Origin of the sequence: Enterobacter sp. CCUG 70166, from assembly GCF_020224095.1 — a bacterium.
Taxonomy (GTDB): Bacteria; Pseudomonadota; Gammaproteobacteria; order Enterobacterales; family Enterobacteriaceae; genus Enterobacter; species Enterobacter intestinihominis.
This window is the reverse complement of the sequence record NZ_NRIQ01000026.1, coordinates 24421-49131: the sequence shown is the minus strand read 5'-3', so window position 1 is coordinate 49131 and position 24711 is coordinate 24421. Positions and strand designations below refer to the sequence as shown.

21 protein-coding genes are annotated in these 24711 nt (G+C 56.6%); 6 read left to right on the top strand and 15 right to left on the bottom strand.

Features of this window, described 5'->3' with window-relative positions:
- Window positions 1-99 precede the first annotated feature (99 nt).
- Entirely contained in the window at window positions 100-591 is a 492-nt protein-coding gene (gene iscR / locus CKK19_RS11020) for a Fe-S cluster assembly transcriptional regulator IscR (protein ID WP_003860665.1), read from the bottom strand.
- Window positions 592-811: 220 nt separating this feature from the next.
- Window positions 812-1537, bottom strand: coding sequence for a tRNA (cytosine(32)/uridine(32)-2'-O)-methyltransferase TrmJ (gene trmJ, locus CKK19_RS11015; protein ID WP_015572157.1), 726 nt, complete (start codon window positions 1535-1537; stop codon window positions 812-814).
- A 132-nt stretch (window positions 1538-1669) separates the two neighbouring features.
- Between trmJ and suhB the strand changes: the two genes are divergently transcribed.
- Entirely contained in the window at window positions 1670-2473 is an 804-nt protein-coding gene (gene suhB / locus CKK19_RS11010; protein ID WP_022649020.1) for an inositol-1-monophosphatase, read from the top strand.
- A gap of 60 nt (window positions 2474-2533) precedes the next feature.
- Here the strand turns inward: suhB and CKK19_RS11005 are convergent, their stop codons facing one another.
- Window positions 2534-3514, bottom strand: a complete 981-nt coding sequence (locus CKK19_RS11005) for a nickel/cobalt transporter (RefSeq protein ID WP_063853378.1) — start codon at window positions 3512-3514, stop codon at window positions 2534-2536.
- Entirely contained in the window at window positions 3505-4143 is a 639-nt protein-coding gene (locus CKK19_RS11000; protein WP_022649022.1) for a DUF1007 family protein, read from the bottom strand. Before CKK19_RS11000 ends, CKK19_RS11005 begins: the two co-directional genes overlap by 10 nt.
- A gap of 125 nt (window positions 4144-4268) precedes the next feature.
- Between CKK19_RS11000 and csiE the strand changes: the two genes are divergently transcribed.
- Complete coding sequence (gene csiE / locus CKK19_RS10995) at window positions 4269-5546, top strand: stationary phase inducible protein CsiE (protein WP_063853377.1); 1278 nt, start codon at window positions 4269-4271, stop codon at window positions 5544-5546.
- On the opposite strand, the gene CKK19_RS10990 is transcribed toward csiE, so the two are convergent.
- The gene (locus CKK19_RS10990) at window positions 5547-6686 is read right to left on the bottom strand and encodes a 3-phenylpropionate MFS transporter (RefSeq protein WP_063853376.1); all 1140 of its coding nucleotides are present in this window, start codon (window positions 6684-6686) and stop codon (window positions 5547-5549) included.
- A gap of 172 nt (window positions 6687-6858) precedes the next feature.
- Here CKK19_RS10990 and CKK19_RS10985 point away from each other — a divergent pair, with 172 nt between their 5' ends.
- Window positions 6859-7281 carry a DoxX family protein gene (locus CKK19_RS10985; protein WP_038416512.1) on the top strand — a complete coding sequence of 141 codons (423 nt, stop codon included), beginning with the start codon at window positions 6859-6861 and terminating at the stop codon, window positions 7279-7281.
- Window positions 7282-7334: 53 nt separating this feature from the next.
- Here CKK19_RS10985 and glyA read toward each other — a convergent pair whose 3' ends face one another.
- A complete protein-coding gene (gene glyA / locus CKK19_RS10980; RefSeq protein WP_003860678.1) occupies window positions 7335-8588 on the bottom strand; it encodes a serine hydroxymethyltransferase in 1254 nt (417 codons plus the stop codon).
- A 304-nt stretch (window positions 8589-8892) separates the two neighbouring features.
- Here glyA and hmpA point away from each other — a divergent pair, with 304 nt between their 5' ends.
- Window positions 8893-10083, top strand: a complete 1191-nt coding sequence (gene hmpA / locus CKK19_RS10975; protein ID WP_032623756.1) for an NO-inducible flavohemoprotein — start codon at window positions 8893-8895, stop codon at window positions 10081-10083.
- An 80-nt stretch (window positions 10084-10163) separates the two neighbouring features.
- On the opposite strand, the gene glnB is transcribed toward hmpA, so the two are convergent.
- From glnB to purL, 5 genes are all read right to left on the bottom strand, one after another.
- Entirely contained in the window at window positions 10164-10502 is a 339-nt protein-coding gene (gene glnB, locus CKK19_RS10970; protein ID WP_003860685.1) for a nitrogen regulatory protein P-II, read from the bottom strand.
- Window positions 10503-10582: 80 nt separating this feature from the next.
- Window positions 10583-11920: a two-component system response regulator GlrR gene (gene glrR, locus CKK19_RS10965; RefSeq protein ID WP_015572150.1), complete on the bottom strand. Its 1338-nt coding sequence runs from the start codon at window positions 11918-11920 to the stop codon at window positions 10583-10585.
- Window positions 11917-12669 carry a two-component system QseEF-associated lipoprotein QseG gene (gene qseG, locus CKK19_RS10960; RefSeq protein WP_032623754.1) on the bottom strand — a complete coding sequence of 251 codons (753 nt, stop codon included), beginning with the start codon at window positions 12667-12669 and terminating at the stop codon, window positions 11917-11919. The genes glrR and qseG overlap by 4 nt, the downstream gene beginning before the upstream one ends.
- A complete protein-coding gene (gene qseE / locus CKK19_RS10955; RefSeq protein ID WP_038417062.1) occupies window positions 12666-14099 on the bottom strand; it encodes a two component system sensor histidine kinase QseE/GlrK in 1434 nt (477 codons plus the stop codon). The genes qseG and qseE overlap by 4 nt, the downstream gene beginning before the upstream one ends.
- A 532-nt stretch (window positions 14100-14631) precedes the next feature.
- Complete coding sequence (purL, locus tag CKK19_RS10950; protein ID WP_063853375.1) at window positions 14632-18519, bottom strand: phosphoribosylformylglycinamidine synthase; 3888 nt, start codon at window positions 18517-18519, stop codon at window positions 14632-14634.
- A 267-nt stretch (window positions 18520-18786) separates the two neighbouring features.
- Between purL and mltF the strand changes: the two genes are divergently transcribed.
- Window positions 18787-20337, top strand: coding sequence for a membrane-bound lytic murein transglycosylase MltF (gene mltF / locus CKK19_RS10945; RefSeq protein ID WP_032623752.1), 1551 nt, complete (start codon window positions 18787-18789; stop codon window positions 20335-20337).
- On the opposite strand, the gene tadA is transcribed toward mltF, so the two are convergent.
- Genes tadA through murQ form a run of 4 tightly spaced genes read right to left on the bottom strand, consistent with a single transcriptional unit; the run spans window position 20225 to window position 23698 of the window.
- A complete protein-coding gene (gene tadA, locus CKK19_RS10940; protein ID WP_063853374.1) occupies window positions 20225-20764 on the bottom strand; it encodes a tRNA adenosine(34) deaminase TadA in 540 nt (179 codons plus the stop codon). The genes mltF and tadA overlap by 113 nt on opposite strands.
- A 24-nt stretch (window positions 20765-20788) precedes the next feature.
- The gene (gene yfhb, locus CKK19_RS10935) at window positions 20789-21424 is read right to left on the bottom strand and encodes a phosphatidylglycerophosphatase C (protein ID WP_063853373.1); all 636 of its coding nucleotides are present in this window, start codon (window positions 21422-21424) and stop codon (window positions 20789-20791) included.
- Window positions 21425-21427: 3 nt separating this feature from the next.
- Window positions 21428-22792, bottom strand: a complete 1365-nt coding sequence (locus CKK19_RS10930; RefSeq protein ID WP_225455139.1) for a PTS transporter subunit EIIC — start codon at window positions 22790-22792, stop codon at window positions 21428-21430.
- A gap of 9 nt (window positions 22793-22801) precedes the next feature.
- On the bottom strand, window positions 22802-23698 hold the full coding sequence (gene murQ / locus CKK19_RS10925; protein WP_063853371.1) for an N-acetylmuramic acid 6-phosphate etherase: 897 nt from the start codon (window positions 23696-23698) through the stop codon (window positions 22802-22804).
- A 118-nt stretch (window positions 23699-23816) separates the two neighbouring features.
- On the opposite strand from murQ, the gene CKK19_RS10920 reads away from it, so the two are divergent.
- Entirely contained in the window at window positions 23817-24665 is an 849-nt protein-coding gene (locus CKK19_RS10920; RefSeq protein ID WP_023300733.1) for a MurR/RpiR family transcriptional regulator, read from the top strand.
- The last annotated feature ends 46 nt before the right edge of the window (window positions 24666-24711 follow it).

Sequence of the window (24711 nt, the reverse complement as noted above, 5' to 3'; positions counted from 1 at the left end):
CATCGCTTCAATGCAAGGAATCAGGCAACCGGCTGGATGTACGACCGAGTACGCGGGGTGTGACCACCCCGGCCTGATTCTGAATACTTATCTTTTTAATTACGCGCGCAGTTTAACGTCGATGGCGTCCTGCGTGCGGGTGCTGCGTTGTGAATCCTGACTGTGCTGACGACCAGAAACATCCAGAACTTCCTGGTTATTAACCAGCTCACCCAGGGTGATGTTATTCAGGAAGCCGGTAAGACGGTCGCTCAGATCGCGCCACAGCGCGTGGGTCAGGCATTTATCGCCGCCCTGACAGCCGCCTTTGCCCTGGCAACGGGTCGCGTCAACGGATTCGTCAACTGCGCTAATCACTTCGCCAACCGCAATACTGCCCGCGTCTTTACCCAGCAGATAACCGCCGCCCGGGCCACGAACGCTGGACACCAGTCCATTTTTACGCAGTCTGGAGAACAGCTGTTCCAGATAAGAGAGGGAGATCCCCTGTCGTTCAGAAATATCAGCCAACGGAACCGGGCCCGCTTCGGAGTTGAGCGCAACGTCCAGCATCGCGGTCACGGCATAACGCCCTTTAGATGTCAGTCTCATGTCTTACTTAACCTCAAACTCGCCCCTGCCCGGGGTTTTTTATTGTAAAATGGGGGTATTGCATAGCAGGGCCAAGTCTGACATTCCTGACTAAATTGGTCAACTATTTACTTGACTGTTTTAGTCAGGTATTTAACCTTCTTTGCCTCCATAACAAAGGTGCGGACTGATGCCCTCACCCCGGCCCTCTCCCAAAGGGAGAGGGAGAAAACACACTGCACTACTCTTTATTCTTCTGCTCAATCGACGCCAGGATCCCGCGCAGGATGTTCAGCTCCTGGCTTTCCGGACGCGCGCGGGTGAACATACGGCGCAGCTTGTTCATCACCTGTCCCGGGTGACCTTCGCGGATAAAGCCAGTAGAGAGCAGCGTCTGCTCCAGGTGGCCGTAGAAGCGCTCCAGATCGTCCACCAGCGGGTAGGCCGTCTCTTCTTTAGGTTCGACCGGTTTTTCCTGCGTCGCCAGCCATGCCATGCGCACTTCGTAGGCGATTACCTGCACCGCCATCGCCAGGTTAAGCGAGCTGTATTCCGGGTTGGCGGCAATCGCCACGTGGTAGTGGCACTTCTGTAGTTCCTCGTTGGTCAGGCCAACGCGTTCGCGACCAAACACCAGCGCAACCGGCGCTTGCTCCGCTTCTGAGATACTTTTCAGGCCGCATTCGCGCGGGTCCAGCATCGGCCAGGGCAGCGTACGGGAGCGCGCGCTGGTCCCCACCACCAGACTGCAACCGGCCAGGGCTTCGTCCAGGGTGTCCACAATCTGTGCATTCCCGATCACGTCGCTGGCGCCGGCCGCCAGCGCAATAGCCTGAGAGTCTGGTTTCACCAGCGGATTAACCAGCCACAGGTTCGTTAAGCCCATGGTTTTCATAGCGCGGGCCACAGAGCCCATGTTGCCGGTGTGCGATGTTTCGACCAGCACGATTCGAATGTTTTGCAGCATAATTTTTAGATGTCTGGATTCAGTGTCTGAAGAATATTCGGGCATATTATCATAAACGAGAGACATAATCCGATCCCGCTGCTATACTCTGCGCCGATTTTCCTGTTCTTTAACATCCAGTGAGAGAGACCGATGCATCCGATGCTGACCATCGCCGTGCGCGCAGCGCGCAAGGCGGGTAATGTAATTGCCAAACACTACGAAACCCCAGACTCCGTAGAAACCAGCCAGAAAGGCAGCAATGATTTCGTGACTAACGTCGATAAAGCCGCCGAAGCGATTATTATCGAAACGATCCGCAAATCTTACCCGCAGCACACCATCATCACCGAAGAAAGCGGTGAACATGAAGGTACCGATCAGGATGTTCAATGGGTTATCGATCCACTGGATGGCACCACCAACTTCGTTAAGCGCCTGCCACACTTCTCTGTGTCTATCGCAGTACGCATCAAAGGCCGTACTGAAGTCGCCGTTGTTTACGATCCAATGCGTAACGAACTGTTCACCGCGACCCGCGGTCAGGGCGCGCAGCTGAACGGCTACCGTCTGCGCTGCAGCAATGCACGCGATCTGGACGGCACGATTCTGGCGACCGGCTTCCCGTTCAAGGCGAAGCAGCACGCAACCACTTATATGAATATCCTCGGCAAACTGTTCACCGAATGCGCGGACTTCCGTCGCACCGGCTCTGCTGCACTGGATCTGGCCTACGTGGCGACCGGCCGCGTTGACGGTTACTTTGAGCTGTCACTGAAGCCGTGGGACTTCGCGGCGGGCGAGCTGATCGCACGTGAAGCTGGCGCGATTGTTTGTGACTTCACCGGCGGCCATAACTATATGTCTACCGGCAACATCGTTGCAGGTAACCCGCGCGTTGTTAAAGCCATGCTGGCAAACATGCGTGAAGAACTGAGCGATGCGCTGAAGCGTTAATCCAGTCTGTTAAGCCCGGTGGCGCTACGCTTACCGGGCCTACAAACCCCTCAGGTATGGCTAAAAAGGCCGCAACCCCCTTCCCACCGGCACCGCACTTATCCACATCGTGACCGCAGCCACCAGCAGAATCACCCCGCCCGCCAGCGCAAGCGTCGTCCAGCCAACCTGTCGCCACAATACCGGCGTTTTATTGCCGCTGAGTTTTACCGCCAGCTGACGGAAGCTGTGCACCAGCAAGGCTAACGAAGAGATAGTCAGAGATGTTCCCGCCGCCATCGCCAGCGCCGAGATCATGCCCCAGCCAAATACACCTATCACTTTGCTGAACAACAGCACCATGATTGCGCCCGAGCACGGACGCATCCCCATTGAGAGAACAATCATCAGGCGCGTACGCCAGTCGTCACCATTCTGTAATTGTTCCTGCGTCGGCAGATGCTGATGCCCGCACCCGCAGTTTTCATGGTGAAGGTGATGCGGCGCAAAGATTTTGAATTTTGGTTTTTGCAGCAACGCGCGCAATTTTTTCAGCGCCCGCCAGCAGAGAATCAGCCCCAGTAAGCCTACCAGCGCGTAACTTCCCTTCTCCAGCCAGAAGCTGCTCATATGCAGCTGGCGGGCCGGGAGCTGTAGCAGCGAAAGGACGACCACGACCAGCGCAATTGCCACACCGCCCTGAAGTAACGAGGAAGCCAGCGTCAGGCCGATACTCGATTTCAGCTTCGACGGATGGGTGGCAAGCCAGGTCGTGATGACGATTTTGCCGTGCCCCGGCCCCAGGGCATGCAGCACGCCATAGATAAAGCTGAACGCCAGAAGAGAGCCGCCCGCTTTGGACGGATTTTCCGCCACGGCTTTCAGCAGCCCGCTCATCTGCTGATTAACTTCCCGCTGCCAGAGGATACTTTTCATCATCACCTGCGGCCATGCCTGCCACAGCCAGAGCGCGCCGCCAGACGCAAACAGCAAAAAGAGCGCCAGAGGCCAGAGGTGCAGCCAGCGACGCGGCTTACTGACGGGAGAGGAGATCACTGACATTGTAACGTCACCTCCTGCGCAAACTGTTTTCCTAATTCCATGTCTTCTGGAGGCGCATCTTCTTTATCAAGGGAAACGGCAAAGTTCAGCGTCTCTTCACTGGGCGTCGGCGTGTGCACGGCAATTTTGCAGCTTTTTTGCAATATTTCTGGCAACTGTACGTCGCTGTCCTGGGCGTAATGCATATCGACATAGTAGGTTGGGTCAAACGTGGAAAACCTGTACTTCTGCCCGGCCAGCGGCTGAGGGTGCGCCAGCGGAAGGATAAACGTCAGCACCGCCTGATGGCCGTCGCGGGTCATACCGTACTCCGTGGGACGGTTAAGAAATTTCACCTTTTGTCCGTTGTGCCAGAACTCGGTGAAGTAGTGCTGACCCAGCACGTTGGCCATGACTTCCGCCGCCAGCTTTTTCCAGATCTCGTCGCCGGGCTTTGCGTTTCCGGCATCGTACAGCAGGTCGGCGGAGGTGATTTCATCCATCGTCCAGCGCATCTTCAGGCCGCTAAGCTGTGTGCCGTCCGTCACCAGTTCGGTTTTCAGGCTGATAAAGCTGTGAGGATGTGCGCTGGCGGCGGAGGTGATAACCGCCAAAAATAACGCTGTCACGCTTTGTTTAACTGTTTGCATCAATTCCTCACGTCAAAAATTCTGTGATGTTCGCCAGCAATCCTGAATGAAAGGCCTGCCGGCGCGCTTTTCAGCGCCCATCCTTTAGCTATTCTTATCAAACATTCACACTGGATACCCGACAGATGATGACGACGCTTGAAATTCCATCTGTGCTTTCCAGTTCGCAGCGCCGTTGCCAGGTGCTTTTGATGCTTTACCTGCCCGATGCTGCCGTCACCGCACAGAGCATAATCGCTGCCAACGGCGTGGACGACGTCCTGGCACGGCAAGATATAGCCGAGACGCGCGATGAAATCCAGCGCTATCATCGGCTTGATATCGTCACGCACCATGACGGTTGCTACCGTATTGAGGGCTCCGCCCTGAATCAGCGTTTGTGCCTGCTGCACTGGCTGCGCAGGGCGCTTCGGCTGTGTCCACATTTTGTCGCCCAACAGTTTACCCCTGCCTTAAAAACCGCGCTCAAACAGCACGGCATTGCCCGCCCGCTTTATGACGATGCGAACCTTCGGGCGCTTATCAACTTTTGCGCGCGCAAGCTTCAGCGCCAGTTTGAGTCCCGCGACGTACAGTTTTTACAGCTTTATCTGCAATATTGTCTGATTCAGCATCATCTGGGCAATACGCCGGAGTTTTCACCCGTTCAGCGCAGCTGGACGCAATCGAGAGGGGAATACTTTACGGCGCAGGAAATTGTCCGTCACTGGAAACGGCGCGTCCCGCAGGGAACGCACAGTGATGAACAGCTGTTCCTGGCGCTGCTGTTTATGATGCTCCGCACACCCGACCCGGTACTGGATAAACACCAGCAGGATCAGCGCCTGCGTCGGGCCATCGTGCGTATGATTGCCCGTTTCCGGGCGCAAACCGGGATGAACTTCAGCGATGAGCAAGGGCTGACCGATCAGCTGTATATTCATCTGGCTCAGGCGCTGGACCGCTCCTTATTTGACATCGGCATCGACAACAGTCTGCCGGAAGAGATCCACCGTCTATACCCCCGGCTGCTGCGCACCACTAAAGAGGCGCTGTTTGAGCTGGAAGCCGAATTTGGCCTGCGATTCTCCGGTGAAGAGATGGCTCTGGTGGCGGTGATTTTTGGTGCCTGGCTGATGCAGGAAACCGATCTTCATGAAAAACAGGTGGTCCTGTTAACGGGGGAAGATAAAGCCTGCGAGGAGTTAATTGAGCAGCAGCTTCGCGAGCTAACGCTGCTGCCGCTCAATATTCGTTATCTTAGCCTGGAAGCGTTTAAGAAGGAGGGCGCCCCCCGCGAGGCGGCGCTGGTTATTACGCCTTATCCTACCGCCCTGCCGCTGTTCTCGCCGCCGCTCATTCATGCCGTTGAGACCCTGAACACGCAGCAGCAGGAACATATTCGCATTATGCTCGAATCTTAGTTACGTGCGAGCAGCGACTTTAGGGCGGATGACGATGGCCGGTAAAGCGACCAGCGCCATCACCCAGAACACACCGTGGCCCAGGTGCTGATAGAGGAAACCGGCAAATACGGTCATCACCGCAATACTGCCGCCCATCGCCACCGCTGAATAGACTGCCTGAAGACGAATAACGTCCCCACCCTCTCGCGCCGCGATATAGCGCATCGCCGCCAAATGGCAGACGGTGAAGGTTCCGCAGTGCAGAATTTGCGCCACAATCAGCCACGGCAGATCCGTCGTCCAGCCCATGATGCCCCAGCGCGCTACGCCGCAAACGGCGGAAAGCAGCAGCAGGTCACGCGCCCCGAAACGACGGAACAGTTTTTGGCTCAGCGCGAAGATAATGACCTCCGCTACCACGCCGAGCGACCACAGGTAGCCTACCGCAGAAGCCGAGTAGCCCGCCCCCTGCCAGTAGATGGCGCTGAAGCCGTAATAGGCCGCATGCGCCCCCTGAAGCAGACAGACGCAGGCCAGGAAACGCCAGCTTTGCGCCACCAGCGAGCGCCAGGCGGGCCAGCCAGCGCTCTCCTGATGGCGGCTTTCGCCCTGCGGCATCACCGACGGACGCAGCAACATACCGAGCAGCATCGAGGCGATGCCGAGCGTTAACAGCGCCAGAATGGCGCGATAGTCATAGAGGCTGACCAGTTTCCCGACCAGCGCAGAGCCGATCACGAAGGCAATCGATCCCCACAGGCGCACGCGGCCATAGTCCATGGTGATCTGCTTTTGCCAGGTGTTCGCCAGGGCATCCGTCAGCGGCACCAGCGGGGAGAAGAACAGATTAAAGCCAACCATCACCACCATCAGCCAGGCAAACTGGTGGCTGACCCAGAAGCAGGCCGCAAAGACCAGCGTCAGGAGGGCCAGAATTCGCACCGCTTTAATCAACAGAGAGGGATCGCTGACGCGGGGTGCTATCAGCAGGCTACCCAGGAAACGTGCCACCAGCCCCGTGCCCAGCAGGATGCCGATGGTCTCAGGCGTCAGACCAATTCCCTTGAGCCAGACGCTCCAGAAAGGCAAAAAAATACCGTAACTAAAGAAATAGGTGAAATAGCTGAGCGCCAGCCAGCGCGTGGAATGCAAGACCATGAATCCCTCCCGAAATGGAGGCGATAGTCTGGCGTTAATCCCTGACTTTAGCAAGTCGTTAGCGCGCTATAAATTAACTAAAAATTAACATCATCACCAGCCGTACAGCGTATGGCGAGAGCGGTAAAACTGTATTACGTTTATAAGACATCGCCTGAAGAGGTCGTTTGCCATGAACAGCTTACGTTATTTCGATTTCGGATCCTCTCGTTCTCTCCTGCTTTTAATTGCCCGCATTGCTATCGTGGTCCTGTTTATTATTTTCGGTTATCCCAAGCTGACGGGGTTTAGCGGCACCGTTCAGTACATGACGTCGCTCGGCGCCCCCATGCCCATGCTGGCCGCGATTATTGCGGTGGTAATGGAAATCCCCGCCGCGATTCTGATCGTTCTGGGCTTTTTTACCCGCCCCCTCGCGGTGATCTTTGTCTTCTATACGCTGGGAACGGCGGTGATTGGACACCACTACTGGGATATGACGGGCGATGCGGTCCTGCCAAATATGATTAACTTCTATAAAAATGTGAGTATCGCTGGCGCCTTTATTTTGCTGGCGATAACCGGGCCGGGGGCCATCTCCCTCGACCGACGTTAGCCCATAAAAAAAGGCCGCATGAGCGGCCTTTTTCAGTTCTGAAACGCAGAGAATTATGCGTACACCGGGAAGCGTGCGCAGATGTCCAGAACTTTACCTTTAACGCGCTCGATAACCGCGTCGTCATTGATGTTGTCCAGAACGTCACACATCCAGCCCGCCAGCTCTTTCACTTCCGCTTCTTTAAAGCCACGGCGAGTTACGGCCGGAGAACCGATACGGATACCGGAAGTCACGAACGGGCTCTTCGGATCGTTTGGCACGCTGTTTTTGTTCACGGTGATGTTGGCGCGGCCGAGGGCTGCGTCAGCTTCTTTACCGGTCAGGTTCTTGTCGACCAGATCCAGCAGGAACAGGTGGTTTTCAGTCCCGCCGGATACCACTTTGTAACCGCGGTTCAGGAACACTTCCACCATCGCTTTGGCGTTCTTAGCAACCTGCTGCTGATAAACCTTGAACTCTGGCTCCATCGCTTCTTTCAGCGCGACGGCTTTCGCGGCGATAACGTGCATCAGCGGGCCGCCCTGGGCACTTGGGAACACGGCGGAGTTCAGCTTTTTGTACAGCTCTTCGTCACCGCCTTTCGCCAGGATCAGGCCACCGCGTGGACCCGCCAGGGTTTTGTGGGTGGTGGTGGTCACAACGTGCGCATGTGGAACCGGGTTCGGGTAAACGCCAGCGGCAATCAGACCGGCAACGTGCGCCATGTCGACGAACAGGTACGCGCCGATGCTGTCAGCGATTTCACGCATTTTTGCCCAGTCAACGATGCCGGAGTAAGCAGAGAAGCCACCGATGATCATCTTCGGCTTGTGCTCTTTGGCCTGCTTCGCCATGTCTTCGTAGTCAATTTTACCGGACTCATCAATACCGTAAGGGATGATGTTGTACAGTTTGCCAGAGAAGTTAACCGGAGAGCCGTGAGTCAGGTGGCCGCCCTGCGCCAGGTTCATACCCAGAACGGTATCGCCCGGCTGCAACAGCGCGGTGTAAACAGCGAAGTTAGCCTGAGAGCCAGAGTGCGGCTGGACGTTCGCGTAGTCAGCGCCAAAGAGTTCTTTCGCACGGTCAATCGCCAGTTGCTCAACGATATCAACGTATTCGCAACCGCCGTAGTAGCGCTTGCCCGGATAACCTTCAGCATATTTGTTGGTCAGCTGAGAACCCTGCGCCTGCATCACGCGCGGGCTGGTGTAGTTTTCGGAGGCGATCAGTTCGATGTGCTCTTCCTGACGTACTTTTTCCTGCTCCATAGCCTGCCACAGTTCGGCATCATAATCGGCAATGTTCATTTCACGCTTTAACATCCGCATCTCCTGACTCAGCTAACAAGTAAATTTTTGGCCTGAAAAGGCAGTCCTGTTGGACGACGGGCAACAGTATAACTGAATAGTTCTGCGATAACAGGTCTTGACAAACGATTTTACGCAAACGTTTACCTCCACGCCACGCAAGGGTTTGAGCAATAAAGCTCTCGCCATTTTCAACGGATTTCTTTTCAGCTTTGTGATGCATATTTTTCACGATGCAAAGAACCATTTACATTGCAGGGGTATTTTTATAAGATGCATCTAAAATACATCATTAAAGTAACATCAGAAGGAAGCTGCTATGCTCGACGCCCAAACCATCGCTACCGTGAAAGCCACAATCCCCCTGCTGGTTGAAACGGGTCCTAAACTGACCGCCCATTTCTACGATCGCATGTTCGCGCATAACCCGGAGCTCAAAGAGATTTTCAACATGAGCAACCAGCGTAACGGCGATCAGCGCGAAGCGCTGTTTAACGCTATTGCCGCCTATGCCAGCAACATCGAAAACCTGCCGGCTCTGCTGCCTGCGGTGGAAAAAATCGCGCAGAAGCACACCAGCTTCCAGATCAAACCTGAGCAGTACAACATCGTCGGCAGTCACCTGCTGGCGACCCTGGACGAAATGTTCAGCCCGGGCCAGGAAGTACTGGATGCCTGGGGGAAAGCCTATGGCGTACTTGCAAACGTATTCATCAACCGTGAAGCACAGATCTACAGCGAAAACGCCAGCAAGAATGGCGGCTGGGAAGGCACGCGCGCCTTCCGCATCGTTGAGAAAACCCCGCGCAGCGCACTGATCACCAGCTTTGAGTTTGAGCCAGTTGACGGTCAGCCAGTTGCCGATTACCAGCCGGGGCAGTATCTGGGCGTCTGGCTGAAGCCTGAAGGCTTCCCGCACCAGGAGATTCGCCAGTACTCCCTGACCCGCAAGCCAGACGGCAAAGGCTATCGCATTGCGGTTAAACGTGAGGAAGGCGGTCAGGTATCCAGCTGGCTGCATAACGTCGCCAGCGTGGGTGATATCGTTCATCTGGCCGCGCCAGCGGGTGATTTCTTTATGGCGGTGGAATCGGGTACCCCGGTGACGCTGATTTCCGCAGGTGTTGGTCAAACGCCAATGCTGGCGATGCTGGATACGCTGGCAAAATCAAACCACAGCGCGCAGGTTAACTGGTTCCACGCGGCCGAAAACGGTGATGTGCACGCCTTTGCAGATGAAGTAAAAGCGCTCGGAGCGGGTCTGCCACACTTTACCGCGCATACCTGGTATCGTTTACCTACTGAAGCTGACCGCGCAGCGGCACGTTTTGACAGTGAAGGCCTGATGAATTTAGGGCAGCACGAAGGGGCGTTTAGCGCACCGGGGATGCAGTTCTACGTGTGTGGGCCGGTAGCGTTTATGCAGTATGCCGCGAAGCAGCTGGTAGACCTGGGCGTGAACAAAGACAACATTCATTACGAATGTTTCGGCCCGCATAAAGTGCTGTAATCGCCCGGCGGCGCTGCGCTTGCACGGACCTGCGAAGGGTTCTGTAGGCCGGGTAAGCGCAGCGCCACCCGGCAAGAATGTTAAATCGCCGCGTCGTCTTCTTCGCCGGTACGGATACGGATCACGCGCGCCACGTCAAAGACGAAGATTTTCCCGTCGCCAATTTTACCGGTCTGCGCCGTGCGGATGATGGTATCCACACAGGTATCGACGATATCATCGCTCACCACGATCTCGATTTTCACTTTCGGCAGAAAGTCCACCATGTACTCTGCGCCACGGTATAGCTCGGTGTGGCCCTTCTGACGACCAAAACCTTTCACTTCAGTTACGGTCATCCCGGTGATGCCTACTTCTGCCAGCGCTTCACGTACATCATCCAGTTTGAAAGGTTTAATAATCGCATCAATTTTTTTCATGGTGGGTCCTTAAACTCTTGCCAGTAAGCAGCCTCGTAATCGGTTGCTCACAGTATCATATTCAGGCGAATTTTGCGGTATTACTCTTTAAAATCGTTCGCTTCCAGCTCGTGGCGTGAGAGCAATTTATAGAACTCGGTACGGTTACGCCCGGCCATGCGCGCCGCGTGGGTCACGTTGCCTTTGGTGATTTGCAGCAGCTTGCGCAGATAGTTCAGCTCGAACTGATTTCGCGCTTCCGCAAACGTCGGTAAGGCCGTGTTTTCCCCCTCGAGCGCCTGCTCCACCAGCGCATCGCTGATCACCGGCGATGACGTCAGCGCCACGCACTGCTCAATCACGTTCACCAGCTGGCGTACGTTACCCGGCCAGCTTGCGGTCATCAGGCGTTTCATCGCATCGGTGGAGAACGCGCGCACAAATGGTTTGTGGCGGTCAGCGGCCTGGCGCAAAAGGTGATTTGCCAGCAGCGGGATATCTTCCGCACGCTCGGCCAGCGCCGGGATTTTCAGGTTGACGACATTCAGTCGATAGTAGAGATCTTCGCGGAACTCGTTGCGCGCCATCACCTTGGGTAAATCACGGTGGGTGGCGGAAATAATACGCACGTTGATATCGATATCGCGGTTGCTGCCGAGCGGACGTACTTTCCGCTCCTGCAACACGCGCAGCAATTTGACCTGCAGCGGCGCGGGCATATCGCCAATTTCATCAAGGAACAGCGTGCCCCCCTCAGCCGCCTGGAACAGCCCTTCACGGCTGCTCACCGCGCCGGTAAAGGCGCCGCGGGCATGGCCGAAGAGCTCTGATTCGAGCAGCTGTTCCGGCAACGCGCCACAGTTAATGGCAATAAAAGCATTTTTACTGCGCGGGCTGGCGTTGTGGATCGCCTGGGCGAGGATCTCTTTCCCGGTCCCGCTCTGGCCGTTGATCAGCACGCTAACGTCGGATTGCGCCACCATCCGCGCCTGTTCCAGCAGGCGCAGCATTACAGGGCTACGCGTCACGATGGATTCACGCCAGGCGTCGTCGCCGGATGGCGCCGCGTGCTCAAGGGCGCTGTCGATCGCTTTATAGAGGGCGTCTTTATCCACCGGTTTGGTGAGGAAGCTGAATACCCCCTGCTGCGTCGCGGCCACCGCATCAGGAATAGATCCGTGAGCGGTGAGGATAATCACCGGCATCCCGGGCTGCTGCTTCTGGATCTCCGTGAACAGTTGCAGGCCATCCATTTCATCCATGCGCAAATCGCTGATCACCAGATCGATTTTCTCACGGCTGAGCACCTTCAGCCCCTCCTGCCCGCTTTCAGCGGTGACCACGCTGTAGCCTTCGCTGACCAGACGCATCCCCAGCAGCTTTAACAGCCCGGGATCGTCATCCACCAGTAACAGATGGGCAGGTTTACGGCTTGTCATGGCTTCACATCCTCTTGTTTCGGCGTCTCACTGTCTGGCGTCGTGGCAGAGTTGCCTTTCGACCCATCAGGCAGATAGCTGCCTGCCGGCTTACGCGTCGAGAGCTGTCTTTCGATATCGGTCAGATTTTCGAGCTTGCGGGTGGTGGTTTCCAGCTGCTCGCGCAGCGACTCCTGCTGCTGGCGAAGCGCATCAAGCTCGCTGTCGCTTGACTGCTGCAATTTGCTGTAGCGGAAACGCTCTTCAGACAGTTGTAATTGCAGGGTTTGTCCGTCCCGCCAGAGCTGATAGACCGGGCGCACCTGCGGGGGAATATTGATCACGTAAGTATCCAGCCGCGTCACGTTGGCGCGGCGTTCGACAGGCGTGATTCTGGCATCCGCCATCACGATCCCACGTTTAAACGCGTCCTGCCAGGTATCGTCCACCAGCATCGCCGCCTGGGCACGGGCCTCGGCGGGCGCCAGCCGCTGGGCGCAGTCTATTCCGCGCAGCCAGAACAGCGGATTGGATTCAACATCACGCCCCGACAGGCTCCAGATATCATCGCAACGTGTCGAAAGGAAATCAGCCAGCTGTTTTTGCGGCCATTTATCTTCCTGTTTGTGGCTAATTGCACTTTTCGGTGCATGGGTTACACAGCCTGCCAGCAGTAAGCAGGGCAGGCTGAGGCGCACATTTTTGCTGGAAAACACCGCGCGCAGTGCGCGGTAAAAGACGTGTGACATACTCACCAGGTTGTTATTCATTTCATTGATTTTTCCGGCTCAAGAGGCAGTTCGATACGAAAACAGACATCGGCGCGTTCATCACTCACGATGTTAAGCTCACCCTGCATGCGTCGTATGCAGTCGCGGGCAATACTCAGCCCCAGACCACTTCCTTTTACCGCACCTTTTCGCTGATGACTCCCCTGGAAGAAGGGTTCAAAGATCAGCGTTTTTTCATCATCCGGAATCGGGCTTCCGGTATTCGCTACGTCAATAAATACCCGCGAACCGTTGTTATTGCTTCTGATATAAATGGTACCGGATTCAGTACCATAGTGCACCGCATTGGAATAAAGATTATCCAGTACGCTCATTAACAGCATCGGTTCTGCAAGACAGGCTGGCGCGTTGAGTTCCACCTGGGTATGCATCATTTTAGCTCTTGCTGGCAGGCTATGGGCGGAGATCACCATGTCCACCAGCGGTTCAATCTCAACGCTTTCAAGCACCACAGCACCATCCGCCAGCTTGCGGTTATAGTCCAGCAGTTGTTCAATAAGCTTTTGTAAATTGCGGCTGCTGGCATCCAGAATCGCCACGATCTCTTTTTGCTCAGGGGTTAACGGCCCCGCCACTTCGTCGGCCAGCAGTTCCGTACCTTCACGCATGCTGGCCAGCGGCGTTTTGAGTTCGTGTGAGATATGGCGCAGGAACTGGTGGCGCTGCGATTCCAGCCACGCCAGGCGCTCTGAAAGCCAGATGATGCGTTGACCGACCGAGCGCAGCTCGCGCGGGCCTTTAAAAACGACCGTATCCCCGAGAGATTTACCCTCCCCCAGGCGGTTAATCATCCGCTGGATCCCCTTCACGGGGCCGATGATCATGCGGGTAAAGAGCAGCACCAGCCCCAGGCTGACGAGGAACAGCACCAGCGCCTGCCAGCCGAAGAACTGGCCGCGCTCGGCAATCTCCTGCTGGAGCTGCTGACCACGGGAAAAGATAACCGTACGGGTGGACTGAACCATCTCCGTATTGGCGTTCGCGAAGGCTTCAAGTCGGGCGGCGGCGGCGGCATCAGGACCGCTGTTTTTACACTGGAGCTGCGCCAGATCGTTCAGATCCTGACGCAGCGCCTGATAGAGTTTGTCATCTGGCAGCACCCCGGCGTGGGCGTCCAGCATTTCGCTGTAGCGTTTACGCTGGTTCTGATAGACCCTCTCCAGCGTGCGATCGTCAAGCACGCAGTACTGGCGATAGCTACGCTCCATCTCAAGCGCGGCGTTGGTCATCGCCTCGCTACGGCGAGCATCAATAAGCGTGGTGCGGTTAGTCAGGGCCGCCTGTGCACTTAACGCGTTCAGGCTTTGCCAGGCCTGCCAGGCCAGAACCAGCAAAGGTAGCAGGATCAGCAGGAAGGCCATCATAACGAGCTGTCGCAGGGAACGAGGGAAAGCGGGCCAGCGTTTCAACACATTACTCTCTTCATCCGGGTTTGAGGAGAGCGTAACTGAGTCTGCCCTTCAGATACAACAAAGCCGGGTAAAAACCCGGCTTTGTCATGGAATAAGGCGGTGCCTAACTCGACGTTTCGCCCTGGCCTGATAAAGCATTGCAATAATCAGTAGTTGGACGGCAGGCACCTTTTTGTGCGTCATTCGAAGTTTATGTAGCACGTCCCGAAGGGGCTGACATAAGAAGGTGAATGAGCCACTGGTTACTATTATGCAACACGCGTGCCAGATTGCAAAAATTAATGCTATCCTTATGATTAGTAATATTTTTATTATCAAAACGTATTGATTGTTACGTGAATGATTTCCAGGCTAAGTGTCGCTATTAAGCAACACCTTAACGGGAACCTGTCCTGCCGCATATAAATCAACAGGTTAAATGTCTCCTTTTGGAGACACTCAGACCAGAGAGTTGTCGCGATTTTGCGACAGAGACAAAAAAGCCCGGTGGCGCTCGCGCTTACCGGGCCTACAGTCAGGGCGTTGAAACTTAACCTAGTTGTTTACGTGCGTTGCGGAAAATGCGCATCCACGGGCTGTCCTCGCCCCAGTTTTCCGGGTGCCAGGAGTTGCTCACGGTACGGAAGACACGCTCCGGGTGCGGCATCATAATCGTCACCCGACCGCTTTCGCTGGTGACCGCGGTAATGCCATTTGCCGAACCGTTCGGGTTAGCCGGATAGGTTTCGGTGACCTTGCCAAAGTTATCAACAAAGCGCAGCGCCACCAGTCCTTTGCTTTCAAGCTGAGCCAGGTGCGCCGCATCACGGACTTCAACCTGACCTTCACCGTGCGAAACCGCGATTGGCATCTGCGAACCGACCATCCCCTGCAACAGCAGAGACGGGCTTTGGGTTACTTCTACCAGGCTGAAGCGCGCTTCAAAGCGGTCAGACTGGTTACGCACAAAGCGCGGCCAGGCTTCGCTGCCCGGGATCAGCTCGCGCAGGTTAGACATCATCTGGCAGCCGTTACACACCCCCAGCGCCAGCGTCTGCGGACGGTGGAAGAAGGTTTCAAACTCGTCACGTACGCGGCTGTTGAACAGGATGGACTTCGCCCAGCCTTCGCCCGCGCCCAGCACGTCACCGTAGGAGAACCCCCCGCAGGCTACCAGTGCCTGGAAATCATCCAGCCCGGTACGCCCTGCCAGCAGGTCGCTCATGTGGACGTCGATGGCGTCAAAGCCCGCCCGGTGGAAGGCCGCTGCCATTTCAACGTGGGAGTTAACGCCCTGTTCGCGCAGCACGGCCACTTTAGGACGCGCACCGGTCGCAATGTACGGCGCGGCAATGTCTTCGTTGATGTCGAAGGTGAGCTTCACGTTCAGGCCAGGATCGTTGTCGTTCGCCTTCGCGTTATGCTCCTGATCGGCACATTCCGGGTTGTCACGCAGGCGCTGCATCTGCCAGGTGGTTTCCGCCCACCACATACGCAACGTGGTGCGGCTTTCGCTGAACACCGGGTGGCCGTCGGCTTCAATCACGAAGCGGTCGCCCTGCACCGCTTTACCGAGATAGTGCACGCAGTCTGCCAGACCGTGCTGCGCCAGAATCGCTTCCACCGCGTCGCGATCTGCGGCGCGTACCTGAATGACGGCACCCAGCTCTTCGTTAAACAGCGCCGCCAGGCGGTCTTCACCAAGCGTTGCAATGTTTGCTTCAACGCCGCAGTGGCCGGTGAAGGCCATCTCTGCCAGCGTCACCAGCAGGCCGCCATCGGAACGATCGTGGTAGGCAAGCAGCTTACGCTGCGCCACCAGCGCCTGAATTGCGTCGTAGAAGCCTTTCAACTGTGCGACGTCCCGCACGTCGGCTGGCTTTTCGCCGAGCTGGCGGTAAACCTGTGCCAGCGCGGTGGCACCCAGCGCGTTATGGCCTTTGCCGAGGTCAATCAGCAGCAGGGCGTTATCTTCAGTGGAAAGCTGCGGCGTAACGGTATGACGCACGTCTTCCACGCGCGCAAACGCGGTGATCACCAGCGACAGAGGCGAAGTCATCTCGCGCTGCTCGCTGCCTTCCTGCCAGCGGGTTTTCATCGACATGGAGTCTTTACCCACCGGAATGGTCAGGCCGAGCGCAGGACACAGCTCTTCACCCACCGCTTTTACCGCTTCGTACAGGCCCGCGTCTTCGCCAGGGTGACCGGCAGCGGCCATCCAGTTCGCGGAAAGTTTGATGCGTTTGATATCGCCAATCTGCGTCGCGGCGATATTGGTCAGCGCTTCACCGACCGCCAGACGGGCAGAAGCGGCGAAGTCCAGCAGAGCCACCGGGGTGCGTTCACCCAGCGCCATCGCTTCGCCGTAGTAGCTGTCGAGGCTCGCGGTGGTCACGGCGCAGTTAGCGACCGGGATCTGCCACGGGCCGACCATCTGATCGCGTGACACCATACCGGTCACGGTACGGTCGCCGATGGTGACCAGGAAGGTTTTCTCCGCCACCGCAGGCAGGTGCAGCACGCGGTTAACCGCTTCCGCCACAATAATGCCCTGACGATCCAGCGCTTTACCCGCCGCTTTGCGGGTTGTAACGTCGCGGGTCATCTTCGGCGTTTTGCCGAGAAGCACGTCGAGCGGCAGATCGATCGGCTGGTTGTCGAAATGGGTATCACTGAGAGTCAGGTGCTGCTCTTCGGTCGCTTCACCGATGACGGCATACGGCGCGCGCTCGCGGCGGCACAGCTCGTCAAACAGCGGCAGCTGATCGGCAGCAACCGCCAACACATAGCGCTCCTGGGATTCGTTACACCAGATTTCCAGCGGGCTCATGCCTGGCTCATCGCTCAGGATATCGCGCAGGTTGAAGCGCCCGCCGCGACCGCCGTCGCTCACCAGCTCAGGCATGGCGTTAGAGAGCCCACCCGCGCCCACGTCGTGGATAAACAGAATCGGGTTGGCATCGCCGAGCTGCCAGCAGCGGTCGATCACTTCCTGACAGCGGCGCTCCATTTCCGGGTTGTCGCGCTGCACGGACGCGAAGTCGAGATCCGCATCAGACTGGCCGGAAGCCATAGACGAGGCTGCACCACCGCCCAGACCAATGTTCATTGCCGGGCCGCCGAGCACGATCAGCTTCGCGCCCACGACGATCTCACCTTTTTGCACGTGATCGGCGCGAATGTTGCCGATCCCGCCCGCCAGCATGATGGGTTTGTGGTAGCCGCGCAGCTCTTCGCCGTTGTGGCTGTCCACTTTCTCTTCGTAGGTACGGAAGTAACCGTTCAGCGCCGGACGACCAAATTCATTGTTGAACGCCGCGCCGCCCAGCGGGCCTTCGGTCATGATATCCAGCGCGGTCACAATGCGCTCTGGCTTGCCGAAATCTTCTTCCCACGGCTGTTCAAAGCCCGGGATACGCAGGTTGGAAACGGAGAAACCGACCAGACCCGCTTTTGGTTTCGCGCCGCGACCGGTCGCACCTTCGTCACGGATTTCACCGCCGGAGCCGGTCGCCGCACCCGGCCACGGAGAGATGGCCGTCGGGTGGTTGTGGGTTTCCACTTTCATCAGGATATGCGCAGGCTCCTGGTGGAAGTCATAGCGCCCTGCTTCGCGGTCGGCGAAGAAGCGGCCCACCTCGGAACCTTCCATCACCGCGGCGTTGTCTTTATAGGCAGACAGCACGTGGTCAGGGGTTTGCTCCATGGTGTTTTTGATCATTTTGAACAGCGACTTCGGCTGCTGTTCGCCGTCGATAATCCAGTCGGCGTTGAAAATTTTGTGGCGGCAGTGCTCGGAGTTGGCCTGCGCGAACATATACAGTTCGATGTCGTTCGGGTTGCGATTCAGCTTAACGAATGCATCCTGAAGGTAGTCGATTTCATCTTCTGCGAGCGCCAGACCAAGACGCAGGTTTGCGTCGATCAGCGCCTGACGCCCCTGCCCCAGCAGATCCACGCTCTGTACCGGCGCAGGCTGATGGTGGGAGAACAGTTTCTGCGCATCATCCAGAGAGTCAAACACGCTCTCCATCATGCGGTCGTGCAGCTCCGCTGTCACGGCCTGCCACTGCGCGTCGCTCAGGGTTGACGCTTCCACATAGTACGCCACGCCGCGCTCCAGACGGTTAATCTGGCTCAGGCCGCAGTTGTGCGCGATGTCGGTGGCTTTGGAAGACCAGGGGGAGATGGTGCCAGGACGTGGCGTGGCGAGGATTAATTTGCCGGTCGGCGTATGGCTGCTCAGGCTTGGGCCATATTTAAGCAGACCTTCCAGCTGTACGCGCTCCTCTGCATTCAGGGGGGCATTCAGGTCAGCAAAATGGACATACTCAGCGTAAATATTGCTTACCGGAAGGTCGGCCGCCTGAAAACGTGCCAGCAGTTTATTAATACGGAAGGCAGACAGTGCAGGCGAACCACGCAGAATTTCCATCATAAGTCTCTCGTCTTCGAAGCGCCGGGGCGCTTACAGTGTGCGCAAGGGGGGAAAACGGGCGTCATTATAGAGAATCCTGAGCGCTGACGAAACCGTTTGCGTCGAAATAAAATCATCCTTTTTGTTTAACAATAGATGTGACCTGTCTCTCTAATTGGTTGCCAACTGGCGCTACTTTGCGCAAAATGCCGCTCAATCAATGGCAAACTCTACTCTTAACATGACTACAGCACACTGAGGCAACCGGCGTCGCAGAGAATTAACTAATTGAAAAAATTAAAGATTAATTATCTGCTCATCGGCATTGTTACGTTGCTGCTGGCAGTGGCCCTCTGGCCGTCTATCCCCTGGTTCGGCAAAGCCGAAAACCGTATCGCCGCCATTCAGGAGCGGGGGGAGTTGCGCGTCAGTACCCTCTCCTCTCCGCTTATATACGACGATATCAACGGTAAAACAATTGGTCTTGATTATGAACTGGCACAGCTGTTTGCGGACTATCTGGGCGTGAAGCTTAAAGTCACCGTGCGGCAGAACATCAACCAGCTGTTTGATGATTTAGACCATGACCGTGCCGATATTCTCGCCGCAGGTCTGGTGTACAACAGCGAACGCAGCAAAAATTATCAGCCGGGCCCGACCTATTACTCCGTGTCGCAGCAGGTGGTTTATCGTGTGGGTAGCTTGCGCCCGCGCTCACTGGCCGACATTACCGACCAGCAATTGACCATTGCGCCGGGCCATGTGGTGATTGACGATCTGCGGGCGTTGAAAGAGAAAAAATACCCGAACCTCAGCTGGACGGTCGATCCTAAACTCGGCACTACCGAATTGCTGGAGCAGGTAAAAGATAAAAAGCTGGCCTATACCATTGCTGATTCGGTGGCGATCAGCCTTTTCCAGCGCGTTCATCCTGAAATCGCCGTGGCGCTGGATGTGACCGATGAACAGCCGGTAACCTGGTTTACCCAGTTAGACGACGATCAAACCGTCTCTGCGGCTATGCTCGATTTCTTTAATTCCATCAATGAAGACGGCACCCTGGCGCGTCTGGAAGAGAAATATCTCGGTCACGGTGACGATTTTGATTACGTTGACACCCGCTCCTTCCTGCGCGCGGTGGATAGCGTGCTGCCGGACCTGCAACCGCTGTTCGAGAAGTACGCTCAGGAGATTGACTGGAAGTTACTGGCGGCAATTTCCTACCAGGAATCGCACTGGGATGCTCAGGCCACCTCCCCCACGGGCGTGCGCGGGTTGATGATGCTGACCAAAAATACCGCGCAGAGCCTCGGCATTAGCGATCGAACCGATGCGGAACAGAGCATCAGCGGCGGCGCGCAATATTTACAGGATATGATGGCGAAAGTGCCGGAGACGGTCCCTGAAGGGGAGCGGATCTGGTTTGCGCTGGCCGCCTATAACATGGGTTATGCCCATATGCTCGACGCGCGGACGCTGACGGCAAAAACCAAAGGTAACCCGGACAGCTGGTCAGATGTAAAACAGCGCCTGCCGCTGCTTAGCCAGAAACAGTGGTACCAGAAGCTGACGTACGGCTATGCGCGCGGGCATGAAGCGTATGCCTACGTGGAAAATATTCGTAAGTATCAGATAAGCCTGGTGGGATATCTGCTGGAGAAAGAAAAAGAGGCGGCCGAGGCGCAACAGCTGGCTGAAAGCTATCCGGTGGTCGCACCGGACGAGCTTAATCACCCTGCGGTTTCAATTCTGCCTTTTGTTGCTTTTTCTGCAGCCGACGCATTCGAAAAAAGTCACTTAACAGACCCGAACATTCTTGTGCAAGTACCCCGCCGATAGTTTTCACCTGGTGGTTCATCCCCGGATGCCCAAGCACGTCCATCAGTGAACCAGCAGCGCCCGTTTTTTCATCCCGCGCGCCAAACACCAGCGTACCGATTCGGCTATGCACCATCGCCCCGGAGCACATCACGCACGGTTCAAGGGTGACGTACAGGGTGGTATCAAGCAGACGATAGTTTTGCAGCACCAGCCCGCCCTGACGCAGCGCCATAATTTCAGCATGCGCGGTAGGATCGTGACGGCCAATCGGACGGTTCCACCCTTCCCCAATCACCTGATTGTTATGGACCAGAACCGCGCCCACGGGCACTTCGCCCTCTTCCCAGGCGCGCTGAGCCAGCGCCAGCGCATGGCGCATCCAGTATTCATGATTGTGTTCAGGGTTGGACAAGGGCTGATACTCCAGTCGAAAAGCGGGCGGCATTATACACAGCCGGTACAGATAAGACTATTCGAGTTGCTGAAGTTCGCCCAGAGGCGTGACGCGCCAGCGGTGCTGGCAAAAATAGAGCAGCGGGTTGTCCTGCTTGCTGTCGCTGTAGCCGCTGTACAGACGCAGCGGCGTACCGATGCGTTTCTCCAGCTGCACCACTTTTTCATGTCCGAGGCAGCGCATAGTCAGCACCCAGCCGCCGTAGCCGCGCGCGATCTGCGTGGCGATAAGATTTACGCGCGGCAGCCAGGGCGTATCAAAATAGACTTGCTCCACCAGCGTCTGCGGGGAGCCAGTAATCAGCCAGATATCGGCATCGTTGGCGTCGAGGTAGCTGGTCAGGCGCGCCTGTACCACGGGAAACGCGGCGACGTGCCCGCGAAACCAGTGCGCAAAATCCTGTTCGAGCTGCTTGAGGCGCGCTTCGCTATGACCAAACGTGCATCCCCAGAGCAGCAGGCTCATCGGCCAGCGCGCTGCACGGCCTTTCACCAGCAGCGCGATGCCAATAACGGGTAACAGGGGTAATACCAGCAACGCGTTAAGGGGCTGGTGCCGTAGCAGGTAACGCATAAAGGTGCCGAACATATCCTGCTGATGCAGCGTTCCATCCAGATCAAAAAAGACAACGCGACGCTCGTGATTTGCCAAACCTTACTCCTCTGGGTCGTTGAATCCTAATAGCCAGGTAAACAGGAACCCGGCGATCACCGCTACCAGATAGCCTAACAGATAGAGCATCACTTTTCCGGTCACGATGGTTAATGCCAGCGGTAAACCGGAAATCCCGAAGGTGATAACGGTCGCCACTTTCCAGTAGCTAATCAACGCCCCGCCCACCGCGCCACCGAGACAGGCGGCCAGGAACGGCTTGCCCAGCGGCAGCGTAACGCCGAAAATCAGCGGCTCGCCGATACCGAGCAACCCGACCGGCAACGCCCCTTTAATAACCTTTTTCAGACGCGCGTTGCGGGTTTTCATCAGCACCGCGATGGCCGCGCCGACCTGCCCAACGCCCGCCATCGACAGGATCGGCAGCAGGGCGTTATAGCCGTGCGCCTGTACCAGTTCGACGTGAATCGGCACTAGCCCCTGATGCAGACCGGTCAGCACTAACGGCAGGAAGGTTCCGGACAGCACAGCCCCCACCAATAACCCACCGCGATCGATAGCCAGAGACGCGCCGTGGGCGATGGCTTCAGAGATGGCGCCGCCTAACGGTTGCAGCGCCACAATCGCCACGCTCCCGGTAATAAATGTGGTCAGCAGCGGGTTGAGGATCAGCTCAATCGAGCCTGGCAGCACCGCGCGCAGCTTTTTCTCGATCCAGCACATCAGAATGACCACCAGCAGCACGGCAATCACCCCGCCGCGGCCAGGCTGAAGCGCCTCGCCAAACAGCGTAATCTGCGCCAGCTGCGGGCTGGAGAGGATACCCGCCATAACGCCGCCCATCGCCAGCGAGCCGCCAAACACTTTGGCCGTGTTCACCCCCACCAGAATGTTCATGATGGCAAACACCGCGCTGCCGAAAATCGCCAGAATACCCAGCAGGTTCGGATACTGCGTGGCAAAATCCCCGACAATATCCGGACGCTTAAGAATATTGATAATCCCGGTGATCAGCCCCGACGCGATAAACGCCGGGATCAGCGGAATAAAGACGTTTGCCAGCTGGCGCAGCGCATCGCTCATAGGGGCTTTGTATTTGGCTTTCGCCTGCGCTTTGGTGCGTTCCGCATCGTCAAAGGCGGGAGCCGTTTCACCGCCCGTCATCAGGGCGCGCATGGCATCTACCACCTGCGCCGCTTTGCCCGGACCGACAATCAACTGGTGCTGTTGCCCCTGCTTAACGTACCCGCTCACGCCGGGAAGCTGCTTAAGGCGCGTCAAATCAAGCTGTTCGTCGTTATGCACCTCGACGCGAACACGCGTCATACAGTTCTCAAGACGCTGAATATTTTTTTCCCCACCGATCCCGAGCAGGATGTCGCTGGCGAGCGCTGCTGTTTTGTCCATACACGCCTCTTATTGGTGTTCTAATGCCGCCCGTAAAAACCCGTGATGGGCTTCGAGTCTGGCTCTGGCCGCGGCTGCATCCAGCCCGGTTAATATCATCAGAATGGCGGGTTTTACATCGTGATCGGTCTGCTGAAGCACCTTTTCCGCCTCTTCACGACTGGCGCCTGTCGCTTCCATCACCATGCGACACGCTCTGTCCACCAGCTTGATGTTAGTGGCCAGCATATCCACCATCAGGTTTTGGTAGACCTTGCCAAATTTCACCATCGCGCCGGTGGAGATCATATTGAGCACCAGCTTCTGCGCGGTACCCGACTTCAGCCGTGTGGAGCCGGTGAGCGCTTCCGGCCCGACGACCGGAGAGATGGCAATGGCGGCCACCTGCGCAATCGGCGAGCCCGGGTTACAGGAGATGGCCACTGTGGTGCACCCGGTCTGTCTGGCATATTCCAGTCCACCAATGACGTACGGCGTACGACCAGAAGCCGCCAGCCCGACCACCAGATCCTGCGCGGTCAGGTTTAGCGCCCTGAGATCATCTTCCCCAAGCTGTTTATTGTCTTCTGCCCCTTCTACCGCTTTCAGCAGCGCGCCGGGGCCACCGGCAATCAGGCCAACGACCAGCCCGTGCGGAACGCCAAAAGTCGGCGGACATTCTGAGGCATCCAGCACACCGAGGCGCCCGCTGGTTCCCGCTCCCATATAAATAATGCGTCCTCCTGCTTTGAGAGCGTCGGCAGCGGCGTCTACGGCTTTTGCTACCTCAGGCAATGTCTCTTTGACTGCCAGCGCGACGAGGGTATCCTGTTGATTAAAGCGGTTTACCAGCTCCAGCGTGGACAGTGCATCAAGATCCATGGTTTGCGGGTTACGCGTTTCAGAAACAAGAGAGCCAAGATTCATGTTATTTACCTCTGGAATTTTTAATTCATAATAAACGCACTATAATGGAATATAAAATTCATTCAGGCGAGCAAAATTCGTATTTGCGCGGGTAATCACATTTTCGCCAGGAGACCGTATGAACTGTTTAATTCGTATTCGTCAGCGCTACGCAGGGTTTGCCCAGAGTGATAAAAAGCTGGCGGATTTTTTACTTTCTCAGCCCGATCGCGCGCGACACCTCAGCTCCCAGCAGCTGGCAGGCGAAGCCGGGGTAAGCCAGTCGAGCGTGGTGAAATTCGCCCAGAAAATAGGCTATAAGGGTTTTCCGGCGCTAAAGCTGGCGATCAGTGAAGCACTGGTGAGCAACCCGAATCCGCAGTCAATGCCGGTGCATAACCAGATCCGTGGCGACGATCCGATGCGTCTGGTGGGCGAAAAGCTGATCAAGGAGAACGTGGCGGCAATGCATGCCACGCTGGATGTAAACACGGAAGAGAAGCTGCTGGAAAGCGTAGCCATGCTTCGCGACGCACGGCGCATTGTATTGACCGGGATCGGCGCCTCCGGACTGGTTGCGCGTAACTTTGGCTGGAAGCTGACAAAAATCGGCTATAACGCCATCGTTGAACAGGATATGCACGCGCTACTGGCGACCGTGCAGGCCATGGATCCTGACGATTTACTGCTGGCCATCTCCTATTCCGGCGAGCGACGTGAAATTAATATGGCCACCGACGAAGCCCTGCGCGTAGGGGGAAAAATTCTGGCGATTACCGGATTTAGCCCGAATGCGCTCCAGCAACGGGCAACCCGCTGCCTGTATACCATTGCCGAGGAACAGGCCACTCGCAGCGCGGCGATTTCGTCGACGAGTGCGCAGATGATGCTGACGGACCTGCTGTTTATGGCGCTGGTTCAGCAGGATCTGGAGCGTGCGCCAGAACGTATTCGGCACAGCGAAGAGCTGGTAAAAAAACTGGTTTGAACAACGAATGAGCGTATAATGCCCGCCCTGTTTGTGATGTTTCTGA